Origin of the sequence: Nostoc sp. DedQUE05, from assembly GCF_034530955.1 — a bacterium.
In the GTDB taxonomy this organism is placed as follows: domain Bacteria; phylum Cyanobacteriota; class Cyanobacteriia; order Cyanobacteriales; family Nostocaceae; genus Nostoc.
This window is the reverse complement of the sequence record NZ_JAVRCB010000043.1, coordinates 49,504-63,376: the sequence shown is the minus strand read 5'-3', so window position 1 is coordinate 63,376 and position 13,873 is coordinate 49,504. Positions and strand designations below refer to the sequence as shown.

At 42.1% G+C, this 13,873-nt stretch carries 13 protein-coding genes; 3 read left to right on the top strand and 10 right to left on the bottom strand.

Going from position 1 to position 13,873, the window contains the following annotated elements; translation table 11 throughout:
• The first annotated feature begins 125 nt into the window (after positions 1-125).
• A complete protein-coding gene (locus RMZ42_RS26705) occupies positions 126-371 on the top strand; it encodes a hypothetical protein (RefSeq protein ID WP_094352470.1) in 246 nt (81 codons plus the stop codon).
• 149 nt (positions 372-520) lie between these two features.
• Here RMZ42_RS26705 and RMZ42_RS26700 read toward each other — a convergent pair whose 3' ends face one another.
• A complete protein-coding gene (locus RMZ42_RS26700) occupies positions 521-1,441 on the bottom strand; it encodes a TIGR01777 family oxidoreductase (protein WP_322674252.1) in 921 nt (306 codons plus the stop codon).
• Between the two features lie 422 nt (positions 1,442-1,863).
• Here RMZ42_RS26700 and RMZ42_RS26695 point away from each other — a divergent pair, with 422 nt between their 5' ends.
• Entirely contained in the window at positions 1,864-2,211 is a 348-nt protein-coding gene (locus RMZ42_RS26695) for a hypothetical protein (protein ID WP_322665545.1), read from the top strand.
• 80 nt (positions 2,212-2,291) lie between these two features.
• Here the strand turns inward: RMZ42_RS26695 and RMZ42_RS26690 are convergent, their stop codons facing one another.
• From RMZ42_RS26690 to RMZ42_RS26650, 9 genes are all read right to left on the bottom strand, one after another.
• Positions 2,292-2,723, bottom strand: coding sequence for an FHA domain-containing protein (locus tag RMZ42_RS26690; RefSeq protein ID WP_322674251.1), 432 nt, complete (start codon positions 2,721-2,723; stop codon positions 2,292-2,294).
• 253 nt (positions 2,724-2,976) lie between these two features.
• Positions 2,977-5,466, bottom strand: a complete 2,490-nt coding sequence (locus RMZ42_RS26685; RefSeq protein ID WP_322674250.1) for a heavy metal translocating P-type ATPase — start codon at positions 5,464-5,466, stop codon at positions 2,977-2,979.
• A 203-nt stretch (positions 5,467-5,669) separates the two neighbouring features.
• The gene (locus RMZ42_RS26680; RefSeq protein WP_322674249.1) at positions 5,670-5,879 is read right to left on the bottom strand and encodes a hypothetical protein; all 210 of its coding nucleotides are present in this window, start codon (positions 5,877-5,879) and stop codon (positions 5,670-5,672) included.
• Positions 5,880-6,058: 179 nt separating this feature from the next.
• A complete protein-coding gene (locus RMZ42_RS26675) occupies positions 6,059-6,334 on the bottom strand; it encodes a TM2 domain-containing protein (protein ID WP_289798872.1) in 276 nt (91 codons plus the stop codon).
• Positions 6,335-6,478: 144 nt separating this feature from the next.
• Complete coding sequence (locus RMZ42_RS26670; RefSeq protein WP_322674248.1) at positions 6,479-6,604, bottom strand: hypothetical protein; 126 nt, start codon at positions 6,602-6,604, stop codon at positions 6,479-6,481.
• A 507-nt stretch (positions 6,605-7,111) separates the two neighbouring features.
• Positions 7,112-8,686, bottom strand: coding sequence for a type II CAAX endopeptidase family protein (locus tag RMZ42_RS26665; protein WP_322674247.1), 1,575 nt, complete (start codon positions 8,684-8,686; stop codon positions 7,112-7,114).
• Between the two features lie 281 nt (positions 8,687-8,967).
• Positions 8,968-9,405 carry a DUF29 domain-containing protein gene (locus tag RMZ42_RS26660; RefSeq protein ID WP_322674246.1) on the bottom strand — a complete coding sequence of 146 codons (438 nt, stop codon included), beginning with the start codon at positions 9,403-9,405 and terminating at the stop codon, positions 8,968-8,970.
• 150 nt (positions 9,406-9,555) lie between these two features.
• Entirely contained in the window at positions 9,556-10,230 is a 675-nt protein-coding gene (locus RMZ42_RS26655; protein ID WP_322674245.1) for a hypothetical protein, read from the bottom strand.
• Between the two features lie 158 nt (positions 10,231-10,388).
• Complete coding sequence (locus tag RMZ42_RS26650) at positions 10,389-12,317, bottom strand: alpha-amylase family glycosyl hydrolase (protein WP_322674244.1); 1,929 nt, start codon at positions 12,315-12,317, stop codon at positions 10,389-10,391.
• Between the two features lie 481 nt (positions 12,318-12,798).
• Here RMZ42_RS26650 and RMZ42_RS26645 point away from each other — a divergent pair, with 481 nt between their 5' ends.
• Entirely contained in the window at positions 12,799-13,848 is a 1,050-nt protein-coding gene (locus RMZ42_RS26645; RefSeq protein ID WP_322674243.1) for a hypothetical protein, read from the top strand.
• Positions 13,849-13,873 lie beyond the last annotated feature (25 nt).

The window sequence follows — 13,873 nt, the reverse complement described above, 5'->3', positions numbered from 1 at the left end:
TTAGGGACAACGAGGAGAAGGGAGAATTTATTGAAATAACTCTCTAGGCTGTCTCTTCCCAATGCCCAATTCCCAATGCCCAATGCCCAATGCCCAATGCCTAATGCCCAGTACCCACTCCAATCATGAAAGATAAATTGTTAAATTGGCTAAACATGGTTTTAGTCGCAGATGTTTTTTTAGTTTTGTTTGGCTTTGGCTGGTTAGCGATCGCTGCGATCGGTGATGCTGCTGGAGTAAACCTGGGTTTGGATTTGTGGCATCAACTGTGGCAACCCTTGTTTAACCCCGCAATTGGCATTCTCATGGGCGGTGCAATTCTCAGCGGTATTATCAGTTGGGTTTCCAAAAAATTTCTTTCTAGTCAATAGTCAAGGAACTGGGTACTGGGGATTAGGGACTGGGGACTGGAAAAAAGCAGGGGAGCAGAGGGGAAGGAAGTTGCAGTAAGTCTTTCCCCTAAGCCTCTTTGCCCCTGTGCCCTTGTCCCCAGTCCCCAGTCCCCACTCCCCACTCCCTTTTAATTAAGAATTTGTGTTAATGCCGATTGCAAATTAGGATATTTGTACTCAAAGCCTGTTTGCACGGTGCGTTTTGGGATAACTTGCTGACCTTCTAAAACTACTATAGCCCCGTCTCCTAAAAGAGCTTCGATCGCAAAAGCAGGAACAGGCAACCAAGAAGGGCGATTCATCACTTGTCCCAAAGTTTGGCTTAAATCTGCCATCCTAACTGGGTTGGGGGCAGTGGCATTGTATACGCCTTCTATTTCCGGTTTAGTTAAAGCTTGCAAAATCAGGCTAACTAAATCGTCTACGTGAATCCATGAGAACCACTGCCGACCACTGCCAATAGGCCCGCCAGCAAAGAGTTTGAAAGGCGGAATCATTTTACCTAAAGCACCACCATTGCCCAGGACAATCCCAAAACGCAGAATTACTAGTCGCACACCAGCATCTTTTACTTTTCTCGCTTCAGTTTCCCAGGCTTGGCAGACTTGGGCAAGAAAATCGTTACCAGATAGACTGGTTTCATCAAAGGTAGCCGTTTCACTGGTGCCGTAGTAGCCAATAGCCGAAGCGTTAATTAACACTGATGGTTTAGGATTAGCATTGGCTATTGCTTCAACTATTTTTTGTGTACCTAATTTTCGGCTATTGAAAATTTCTTGTTTCCGTTCTGGTGTCCAGCGCCCTTCACCAATAGGTTCTCCTGCCAAATTAACTACGCCATCACAATTAGCAATGATATTTTGCCAAGAACCAGATGCATTTGGTGTATGGGCAACAATTTCTACATTAGGGAAAGCCTCAGATGGAAAAACCTTTTGAGCAAAAGCGGTATTTCGAGTTAATGCTACTATTTTATGACCTTCTTTGTGTAATCGTTGTACCAAACGACTACCGACAAATCCTGTTGCTCCAGTAATTGCGACTTTCATTTTCTACCTTAGCCAAACCTTTATTGTAAAGTTTTCGATCAAACTTTCAGCTTACCAAAGAAGGCAGAAGGCAGGAGACAGGAGGAAGAAAACACATTTTTTGCCCTCTACCACTTTCTTCTAGATCGAGTAAATTTATTTATGTTCGCGAAGCGTATCTTAGAGAAGAAAGAACAAAGTATGTATTTCGAGCGGAAAGTGCCACAAAAAATACTGCGTCTTTATTGAAACCCCATTCAGCTGACACTCACGGAACGCCTAAATTATTTATGACGTTTACCTCCTACCTCCTGCCCCCTGCCTCTTCATTGACTGTATATCTGGTAATACCTGCTCTCAAAAACTTTGATTTTTTAATGACTTTATATTTAGATACTTCGGTATTATAGGATGGACAGAGTGTTGCAAGGCTTGGGGCTATTATGGCTCGCTATACCTGTTCATTTATTGTTTCTGTTCCTAGTGACCATCTGGTGCCGTTACTTGTAGAACTTCTACAGGACTGTCAGTTGGATATTCAGTATCACACAGCCGAATATATTATCGGTCGTGAGGTTCCTGGAAATGTTCCTTTTCCTAAATTAATAACAGTAGAAGTACTGATTGACAAATCAAAATCTACTGAGACAGAAACTCGGATGAGTATTGTGATTAAAAATGAAGAACTACCAATTCACCTAGATAATTACTGCCGACAAATGTTTGAGTTAATCAAGCAAGCTATTGAAAGTAGCCGCCATTGGCATTTGATTGAAAGTATTGCAGGATAGTTTTGGTGATTGAATTGATACTTCCACGGCTTCAAACCGTGGAAGTATCAGACTGTGATTGGTAGTTATAATTCACTCTCTTAATCCTCTAAATCCTCGGCCATACCGGGGTTTATTAGTGTAATGTCGTACTCGCTCGAATCCGTTTGTCCTAAACGCTGAGTGTTTCTTAAAAGGTAATAAATGGCACGTACTTGAGGCCCAAAAACAATCTCGTCTTCATTTCTGAGATCGTGGGCTGGTATTTTACGTCCATTAATCATCAAACCATTGGAACTAGGCTTACCTTTGGCATCGCCATCTACAATCCGGTAATAGTAGCTATGACTATTATGCTCTCGTGGCAATCTCACTAATGTGGCATGGCGGCGGGAGACAAACTGCGACATCAAACGGATATTACATTCGCGGTCTCTACCAATAGAGTAGACGGGGTGCTCCAGAGAAAATTCTTTGCGACCTTGATCGTCTTCAATAATTAGTAGATGGTTTTCATTGGTTTCTGCTGCCATTGACAAATCGTGGAACTGTAATTGATTAAACTTTGTTTAGTATCGTATCTTGCCATTTTTGCGCACCAAAAGTTTGTGGTGCTAATCTAAATAAGCTTTAAAATTGCATAATACCTTGAAAGAGTAGAACATGTCCGTTCTACTCCAGTAGCTATGATAGCTTTGGTAAGTGTCTTAATCTGACGACTGACTCCTAAATTCTGTTTTGATAACCAAGATTTGTGGTGACAAATTGGACGTGTAAAGGAGTATTCTACGGGCGATGAGCGAATCGCCGTAATAATATTGAGTTGGTGACGACGCTAACAGAGCTAAAAGCCATTAATGCAGCAGCACCAGATGGGTTAAGCACAAAACCCAGACTAGGAAATAAAACACCTGCTGCTAAAGGAATGCCAAGTGTATTATATGCAAAAGCCCAGAATAAATTTTGGCGGATTTTGTTGAATGTGGCGCGACTAAGCTGAATAGATTCGACGACATCGTTTAGGCGATCGCGCATTAAAATAATTTCAGCAGTTTCCATCGCCACATCTGTCCCGGAGTGTAAAGCAATTCCTACATCAGCTTGAGATAAAGCTGGAGCGTCGTTGATTCCATCTCCTACCATTGCGACTACTGAGTGCTGAGTGCTGAGTGAGAAGTGAAGAGTTTTCTTCGTCCCCTTGTCCCCCTTGTCTCCTTGTCCCCCTTGTCCCCTTGTCCCTTCTAACTGGAGAGACTGGATTGCAGCTGCTTTTTTAGCTGGGGGAACACCTGCTATTACATCAGCGCTATCTAATCCTAGTTGTTTAGCTATGGCGCTAGCTGCTTCTAGACGATCGCCACTGAGCAACATTACCCGTAAGCCCATTTGACGCAACTTGTCTACTGTAGATCGAGCATCCGATCTAAGGGTATCAGAAACACCAATTAGTCCGGCTAAGGTTCCCCCAATTGCTACATAAACGGCTGTTTTACCATTTGTTGCTAAATCCTGTGCTAACTGTTGTGCGGTTTCGTTAATGGCAATGCCGTGCCAACTCAACCATTCCCAGTTACCCAACAATACAACTGTGCCCTCTACCACAGCAGATACTCCTAGCCCTGGTTCCGTGTGAAAGTCTACACCCTCTGGAATAGATAACTGTTGCCGCCGTGCTTCTTGCTGAATCGCTTTTGCTAGGGGATGGTGAGTACCGCTTTCTACGGCTGCTGCTAGTTGGATTAGGGATTGAGCATTATTCTTCTCCAGTCCCCAGTCCCTAGTCCCCGATTCCTCAATTAACAGACAATCTGTGACTATGGGATTACCTGTGGTGAGAGTACCAGTTTTATCAAATACTACGGTATTTAACTGGTGTATTTTTTCTAAAACATCGCCACCTTTGATTAACAAACCTCTTTCTGCGCCCATAGCAGTTCCAACCAGAATGGCTGTTGGTGTGGCAAGTCCCAAAGCACAGGGACAGGCGACTACCATAACTGCGATCGCTAGTTTTAAACTAATTAACAGGGAAGAGTGAGGAGTGGAGTGGTGAGCGTGGCTCATCATTTCCATGCCACCAGACATGGTGATATCAGTCCAAATGTGAGTGCCGAAAAAGTACCAAAATCCAAATGTTAAGACAGATGCTGTTAGTACCCCGTAAGTAAAGTAACCAGCTACTGTATCTGCTAATTTCTGTACTGGGGCTTTGCGAGTTTGGGCGGCTTCTACTAGGGCAACAATTTGAGCTAGAGTTGTATCACTTCCAATCCGGGTTGCCTGAATAGCGATCGCTCCTGACTGGTTTAGTGTTCCCCCTGTCACTGTATCTCCTGGTTTCTTGATTACTGGCACTGCTTCCCCGGTTAGCATCGATTCATCAACCGTTGTTTGACCAACCACCACTTCACCATCAACGGGGATTTTATCACCTGGCAGCACTTGTAAGCATTCACCGACACGAACCTGTTCAGCAGGAATCTCAACACTAGAAGAACCCATTCCAGCTTTCTCTGGGTTGGCAATCAATCGCGCTAAGAGTGGCTGGAGTGCTAGCAATTTCCTAAATGCAGCAGCCGCTCGACCTCTAGCTTGTTGCTCTAATGTCCTTCCTAAGAGAATAAAGCCCAGCATCATTACTGGTTCGTCAAAGAAGCACTCCCAACCCAATTGGGGAAAAAGCAGCGCTAGTAAACTAGCAATGTAGGCTGTCAGCGTTCCCAATCCCACTAGGGTGTTCATGTTAGGCGCATTTCGCCGCCAGCCCAGCCAGCCATCTACTAAAATCGGGCGACCGGGAATTAACAGCGCTACTGTCGCCAGTCCACAGTGAAACCAGATGTTATTTAGCACTGGCAGCACTGAGCTACCAAGATTACCAAAATGTCCACTTCCCGACAATATCAGCAATACCGCTGCGATCGCTAACTGCCATAGAGAAGAACGCATTTCTCGGCGTTGTCGTTCTGCTGGATCTGGTAAGGTTGATATTTCGCCTGCTACTGTGCCATTAGCTTTTCGGGGTTGAGTCGGGAATCCAACGGCTGTTAATCGCTGTGCCAGTGCATCTACATCTATTGCACCAACTTCTGACTCTACAACTGCTACCTCTGTGGCCAGGTTCACACAGGCACTCTTGACTCCTGGATGTTGGGTCAGCTGTCGCTCTACAGCGTTCACACACCCAGCACACTTCATACCCCCAACATCTAGAATAATCTTCTCTAGGATTGGGTCAGGTTCTAGGGCTGGCTTAGTTTTCGGGACGAGTTGCATGGCTTGTGTTTAGATTCGCTACAGAAATTCAACGCCTGACTAAAAGCGTCTCTAATTCGAGCGTAGGCGAAATATGGAACTATGACTCAATGTCAACCATATTAAAATTATTAATTTATCGTACTTCGTTGAGCATGAACGACTATCGCTGTACTTAATTCAACGTTCCAAGTTCCCAGATTTATCTGTAGAGTTTTTAATTTTTAATTTTTAATTTTTAATTCCCCTACGGGGGGTTGACATTTCCAACGTCGATAAGTGACATAAATAATTGCTGCCACCTGTATTGGTGCGATCGCAATCAGGTTTTTGAAGAAATAGTTGATTTCTAAATGAGATATAACGCTGAAATATCCTAAGCCTAACAAGAAGAACATTGTCCAGTTAAGCTGTTTAGGTTTGAAAATAAGCATATTATTAAAAATAAATATAGAAAGTAAAAGTGCTGTATAACTTTTGTTAAAGGTAAAAGGTGAAGCGGAAGGGAAAAAGGATGTTTCTTTGGTTGCTCTTTATCCCTGCGCTTTTGCTGCAATCCTAAACTTGGCAGGGAGGATCATTCTCTGCTTCCAGTAAGAAAGTTATTCTTGCACTAGAACCAGCCCTGCTTATTCACAAAATAGGTATTTACAAATCCTTCAGGGGATTTATTTAAGTAAATCATGCCTTCAATTAGACCTACAAGTTGCATAACTAACAAAGCAACGCCGTAGGTAAAAGAACCCCCAACTACAGAAATCACTAACATGATAAAGCCTTCCGAAGCGTATCCTAGAATAAACTTATGAACCCCGAATGCTCCCAGGATAATGCCACAGTAACCAGCTAGAAGTTGTTTGGTAGGGTGACTGGGGTTAAGATTTGCCATATAAGTGCTGCTCCTTGATAAGTGAGTATAAAAATAAAGTCTTTATTGTAATGGAAGCAAATACATTTACTTACTTAATAAATAGATTTTTAATTTTTTCAGTCTGAGTAAATCTCAAGATGAATAATTAAAATCAGCGTGCTTCTATTCCAAAGGAGACGCCAAGATGTCTTGCGGTATAGCCCGAACTGGCGCTCCTTGATGACTTTTGCTGGATTTGACGATCGCAAACCTTGGTGCAGCAGTTTTGCAGATTTTTAGCTCAGACATTTATCTTGAGCAGAATCAATCTTAAATAATCAGCAAAAGCTGCTACATACACCACTTTTTACAAGTCCATCAGTATTATTTCCGGATGTTTTTGCGTAGGCGTAGCCCGTCGTAGACATCGCACCAATGGCAAGACAACTGCGTGGCTAGTGGGAATCTAGAAGTGCAAAAGGCAGCTTCCATATCTTTATAACCGTTTTTTAGTTACCGATCCCCACTTCCATGAGCGCAAACCGGAATTGAATTCCAATTTATGACAGCTAAAAATGGTTCAAGAAGGCAATTAACATCTCGAAAAATGGCTAAAATCTACCTGAATGAGAATAAATGCTTAACTAGATAGTTTGTTGTCTATGTTAATAGCATTCTTTAATTTGCTTTTGCCATTATCGTAATTGGGTTTTCAGCTAGTATTTATGCTTGTAACCAATTATTACTAGTAAATTGTCTCTATCTAAGGAGATAAAATCAGATATTTTTGTTTTTGGCAACAGTACTGTACTTGTATTAACTACTACCTAAAACAAATAAACTTAATAGTGTACCACTATTCCAAAGGCTGTGGAGGAGCATAGGAGCGAGGAGATTGCGCGATCGCGTGTAAACTACTCCCAACACAATGCCCAATGCGGTCAGGGGGAGAATTTCCGATAAGCTGAGGTGAGCGATCGCAAACAACAAACTACTGATCAGAATTGCTCCCCACACGGGTAAGTAACGAGTAAGAGAGGGTAACAAAAAACCGCGAAAGAGGATTTCTTCAAAAAATGGAGCTGCGATCGCTGCTGTGGAGAAAAATATACCAAGTGCAATACCATCTTGGCTTTCCAGGGCTAATTGCAACAGGGGATTACTCCCACCCTGTCCTTGCCATAGCTGCTGATTAATCAAAGATACCACCACAACTACAGGTAAAGCCGTGCAATAACCTCCCAGTCCCCACAAAAACCAGTTATCTTGAAAACGGAAGCGAAACCAGAATTCCGGTAGTGGAAAAAAGCGCTTGAGAGAGAAATACAGCACTAACAGCGCACCTAATGCTACTAAAAAGTAACTAACTAACACAGAAAATGCCTGAAGTCGCACATCCACAATGGGACGCGGAATGGGTAGCAACGATATTACTAAGGGCACAAAAATTTGCCCCATAAAGAAAAAGCCAATGATAAAAACCTGCAAAACCGTTTCACCACCCCAAGGAGTTGACCAGGGGATATCAGCATTTTGAGCTAATAACGAGGCTTTTCCTTTCAACAAGCGTTGAGCAAATAATAAAATCAGCAGTATTAGACCAATTAAAGCTGCCAAGGTGGGAATAGTGCCAATAACTGCCAATTTAATTACTGCTTGAGCAGAAGATTCTTGTTGTGCGGCTTTTACTGCTGATAACGCATCTTGTCGTTGCTGGAGTTGGTATAACTTAACCAAAGCAGTAGAGCGAAACCAACCTTCTAAATTCTTTTGAATTGGTTCTTGAGCATTTGGGAGGATACGAGGAGGATTGCTCCACAGTCCAGTCAATACAGCGGCGGTTTCCCAAAACCCTGAATTAATATCTGAGCGTTGTTGTAATTCGCTCCAAGTCTTGAAGGCTGTATCCGTCTGTCCTTGCTGTGCTTGTAAGATTCCCAAGCGCAGGTCTAATTCAGCCAGTAATTTTTGTAATTGCTTAAAAGACTGCTGTAACTGTTGCTGTTCCTGTTTAGAAGTTTTAATAGTGGGAGGAGCGTCCGGTAGAGGCTTTGGAGGTGCGGGAGTTATTTCCGCTTGAGAGCGTAATTGTGCAAGTTTGTTGTTAACTTTGTCTAAATTAGCTTGAACTGATTGACGCGCCTCCTGATACTGCTTTGTAGCGCTTTCTAGAGGTTGCTCACCAAGTATTGCTTCCCGAATCGCTTGGAGTTTGTCATCACTGCTATCTTCTGATTGCCAAGCTTGAGCTTGTAAAGCAATATTTGTTTGGTATAGTTCCAAACGACTTTGAAATTGAGGTTCTTGCCAACTACCGAATAAAGCCGAAACTGCCAACAGAACTGCTATCGGCGTCATCACAAAAAATAAAACCAACCGCTTGAGTGTCATCTATCCCCCTTTAACTGACCAGTGGAGAGCGCGTCCCCCTTGGGAATTATCGCAATAAAAAGTCAGAGGTGGATAAATATCATCAATATTATAAGTTTGCAATGAATGTGCGATGCCTGCGGTAAATACTCGCCTATGCACCCACGATGTTAAATTACAGTGGTGTTCTCTTACCTTGAGGAAGCCAATAATCTTTGTTTTGAGCGATCAATCACTCACTACGAACTAGGATTTTATTTTATGTTTAATTATGCCTACTTACTGAGTCTCAGCAGTTTAACTTACAGGAATTCAGAATTAAGAACTTGTTCCATAGTAAAAGGACACTCAAGCGGAAAAGTTTCTATTGGCTTTTCAGTTTCATTTGCGGCATCTCGACGAGCGCGGCGATAATATTTCTGTATCCACTCCCTGTCTTCTAGAAGGCACTGCAAACTAGGAGTGTCTTCCAAGCAATCTTGAATTTGGTTTCGGCAGTTTGAGATTGTGTTAACCCAACTTTTAGTTTTTCGCTCTGGTTGATATTGGCATTTGAGTAAGTGCATTAAAAGCACCTGTAAATAACTTCCAAGTTCCTTTTGTTCACTCCGACCCAAAGCCTCTAGTTCCTCTACCAAATGTTCAACATCTAATTCAGCCCAGCGTCCTTTCTTCAGGCACTCAGCTTGTTGCTGCGTCCACACCAGAAAGTCCTGATTGTAGAGTGTCGTTTTACTCATCAACAGTTACCTCTTTGTTTTCAGCAACATTTTGCCTATTTTTGCTCAATGCAGTGCTTTACTAGACATTTTACAAACAAACTAGGGCGAAAGCGCTGACTACAAACTTTTAATTATTTATGCTGTCCTACTTAATCTTTCAAAAGGAATCTAGCAATTACTCCTTTTATTACTTTTTTTATCTTGTCGGTTGCATTGAGGACGGCAACTGCTGATATCTCGTTCTAAGGTAAATTTCTTTTTGCCTTGGGGTTCACCATGTAATTGGTTAGGCGTGTAACCTAAATTATTGATCCAAGTTACAAATACATCTTTGTATGGATCATTTGCTTTTGATTTGTGTCCTGGCCCTTTATGAACAATTGAAGTGAGCTGATCAGGCAAATGAACAGGCTTGTTACCGAAGTAGTAGAAGTGCTGCGACATCAAAACACTTATACCGCGTAAATCTCTTTCTTGATGACTCTTGTTATGAACACTTGGTCGCAGTAGTGGTTGTTCTCCTTTGCTGTAATCGTAGATGCAATCGCCAACATGATACTTGAATATTTTGCTGTCCCGCTTTGGAATTTTATCAGGACTATGAACTCGGCAAAACTCGTCGTATTCTTGGAATGTCATCTTTTTCGTTACCCGCATCGCATACACAACGCAATTCCTGATATCGCCAATTGGTGAGTTTTTGGAACCAAGTCCTACAACCCAATCTCCAATGCTTGCTACTCGTCGGATATCAGGCTTGCAAATTGCGAGAGTGCAAAGTTCCCAGAATGGGTTAGGAGCGGAGCCATTATCACAAGGTAGGCAGTAGGAGAAGAGTCTCATGAGTACAAAATTACTAAAGTGTATAACTACTACACTATGGCCTACACTGCGATTAAATACGCATCTTTGTGTATTTTTTGTTACTTAAAGTTCATAAATAATGAAGAGTGAAGAATCAAGATTTGAATCCTTCACTCTTCATAACTCCTTCTATATTTCTAAGATTCTCTTCCCGATGCCCAGGTATCACGCCATTTGACAGTACCTTCTTTCGCAATCACCCAGCGACGATTTACGAGATTTTCGCGCAGAGGCGATCGCCCTTCCCGCCACATGGCATATTTATAAGCAATTAGCTTACCAGCACTTTCATCAAAGGGAATTTCGGCAAACCAAGTATTGGTGTTGATGTACTCTAAAGGATAGGCTTTGCCAATATCCCAGTTACCTAACTCTGGGCAATCTCCTGTCACCACAATAATTTCACCAGGTTGGGTCTCTACGCCATTGAGTTGGACGCGGACAATTGTTTGTGCTTTTAACCGTTCGCCAACGTGGCTGAAAACAATTACTCCCCTTTCTTCTAGTACTAGGTCATAAATCTTGCCATCTTTCACCTCATACTTGTTGCGAGTCACTACGCAGGTATGTTCGCCATCGGGCAATTCTGTTTCTACTTCTGGTAAAGTAACTTCTCCTCCCCGATTTAAAGCGACAAAACACACAGAGTCACGATAACGGCGTACATAGCAGTAAACATCCGCTGTTAAGTATTTTTGCCAGTGGCTACCCATTGATACGGCTGGATTCAGTCGCCGTAAGCCAGACAGCAGTCTGATGCAACGATAAATCTCACTCTCAGTATCCCAATTTTCCATCATTGGGCGGTTGTACGGGTCGTTGCCGCCATCAGTGTCGTTATGCAGATACTGTTCTGTGCCGTAATATATGCAGGGAATGCCGCGACAGGTCATAATTAAGGCGATCGCAACCTTCAGCATCGCTGGATCGGGATTCAGCGATTGGAAACGGCACATATCATGGTTATCAATGAAGGTAACTAGCTCTGTTGCCCCGTTGTAGCGATGATCTTGGTCAAAAATATATTGAATTGTTTGGAATCCGTTTTCTGAACCTTGTCCTAGTGCGGCTCGAATTGCCACGCACAAGCCAAAGTCTAGAAGTGTCATGCCTGAGTGGTTAACAAATTCCACTGAGCGATCGTCACTGGGATTACTATAAATCCATTCACCAAAAATGAATACATCTGGTTTGTGATTGGTCATCTCGCCAGTGAATTCTTGCCAAAACCAAATCGGCATGTGCTTGACAGTATCCACCCGCAGTGCATCTACACCCCGGTCTAGCCATTGTTTAATTGCTGACTTAATATACTCCCGATATTCCGCATTATTTTCATTGAAGGTTGCTAGACCAGATAATTCACAGTTTTGTACTTGCCAATCGTCTTCCCAATTTTGGACTTCGCCATAGTGGTGATACCAATTATTGACATCATTATTGAAATCAGCAATTTTGACACCATCATCATATAATTCACCTTTACTACCGCTAGTATCAGGTGTGCTATGGTTGCAGACAATATCCAGCACTAGCTTCATATTGCGCTTGTGCATTTCTGTAATTAACCGATCGAAGGTCGTATTTTTTTCTTCTTGAGTTGCGTTTAAAGAAGGGTTATCTCCCTGCGCAATGTATCGAGGATTAAGCCGTTTAAAGTCTTTTGTCCAATAGCCATGTATTGCTGCATTACCAACAAATAACTCCTCAACCTGCTCGAACAGGGGAGTTAGCCAAAGAGCGGTAACTCCCATATTTTTGAGATAATCTAATTTATCGATGACACCTTGCAAGTCGCCACCCCAGTACTTACCCCAATCCTGTCTAGTTGGATCGTACAGTTCTGAGTTTGCACCTTCGCTGTTATCTGGATCGCCATCATAAAAGCGATCGACTACGAGAAAATAAATTGTTTCCTGACGAAATTCAATATCTCTGGTGTAAAGGAACTCTAGAGCAATCTCAATATCTAACTGCGGTTCTTGTATAAGAGCTTCTACATTTTCCTTTGCAGGATCTACTTTATATTGATCCGGTGAAAACTGGGATGGTGGGGTTTGTACCATAAAAAACTCAAAATTTCATCTAATTCACACTTGCAGAACCAACAGTACAACGTTTCGAGTATTGTGTGTCACTACAAACTTCGGTATTGTGACATCCTGCTTACGGTGTAGGTATCTATCGCTAGCTAGTTTATAATTCTATCGGTAGATATAATTCATTTGCTAGAGGATAAAAATCAAGCAACATAGCAGTTATTAACGATAATTGCTGAGTTACAAAAATTTACAATATTTAATTAAATTAACCTGTAGTAAATACTGAGTTTGTCTGGCACTTAGGTGTATATTCGAGAAAAGATTTTAGAACACCTCAACTCCTTAGATATTAGTTGTCAATAAGGTTTAGTTGTTACACCTGAGTAATACTGAGTAAACCACGTATCAGCCAACTTTTTCTCTAGAAGATTCGCTCCATTGGTAAACTGACCATTGTCACTTTCAATCTGTTATTACTATCAAGGAATTAATTTAGGTAGCAATTATGACTAAATATGACAAGGTTTTTAACTCACCAAAGACATCAGAGGAATCACTAAGTCCAGAGGAAGCGGTGGCGGCGATCGCAACTGTGACTGCGATCGCTGATTCATTTATTGAAGAAGTAGATGCAGAAAGTTTAGCGGGTATCCTCTGGGAATTCGAGGTTTTCGAGGAATACTCAGAAGATGACATTGCAGAAATAGTTGATAGACTCATCTCCATTGCCGAAGAAGAGGGAATTGGGCCTTTGTTTAATGCCGCCAAAGTATCTCTCTCAGATGAATTAGTGCTAGATGGTTTTGCCGCTGGGGTAATAGTGCTTTTAGACGATGACCTCGCCATCCCCAAATCGAAACAAATCTACCTGAAAAAGCTACAAGCAGCTTTAGAACTTGAAGATGAAGAAGCAGAGGAAATCATCAAGGAGGTAATTGCAGCCTTTAAAGAAGCAGAAGATGAAGAATATGCAGACGATGAAGATGAGACAGTAGTCATCGAAGATTTTAGCGAACAGACCTATCAATCCCCTTTAGGTAATTTTACCGTGCCGATTCCGGTCGCTCCGCAGCAAGGCGGTAGAATTCAAAGCCAGGAAGGAGTAGTTGGCTTTTCTGATGACATCGGTACTTTACTGAGAATCGATTATTATCCTTTCCCCTTAGAACAGTTAGAGGAATTGGAGTCTGTTGGACAAGAAGAATATTTACAAACAATTTTAGTAGACAAGTATGTACCCCAAGCGATTTTCGTTAATGTACCAGAAGCTTCTGTGGAATATACCGAATATCTGGAAAATACTTTGCGAGGCGCTTACTACGTGTTAATTGATATGCCCAAAGGTTCGACAATTTCTAAGCAAGAAAATAATGGAACTGCGATCAGATTAGATGCGTACCGGGGGTTGCTCACCTTTATCAGTGGTGAATTTTTGTATATAGTTAGTAGTCAGCACAGCTTTATTAACGGCGAAACTCCTGATTCTGTTGAGGAAGAGGCTGAAGACATCAAAGAAAGTATTTTAGAGTTTGTTGAGACTATAGAGTTCACTTAGTACAGTATTTCATTCATTCGTGGCG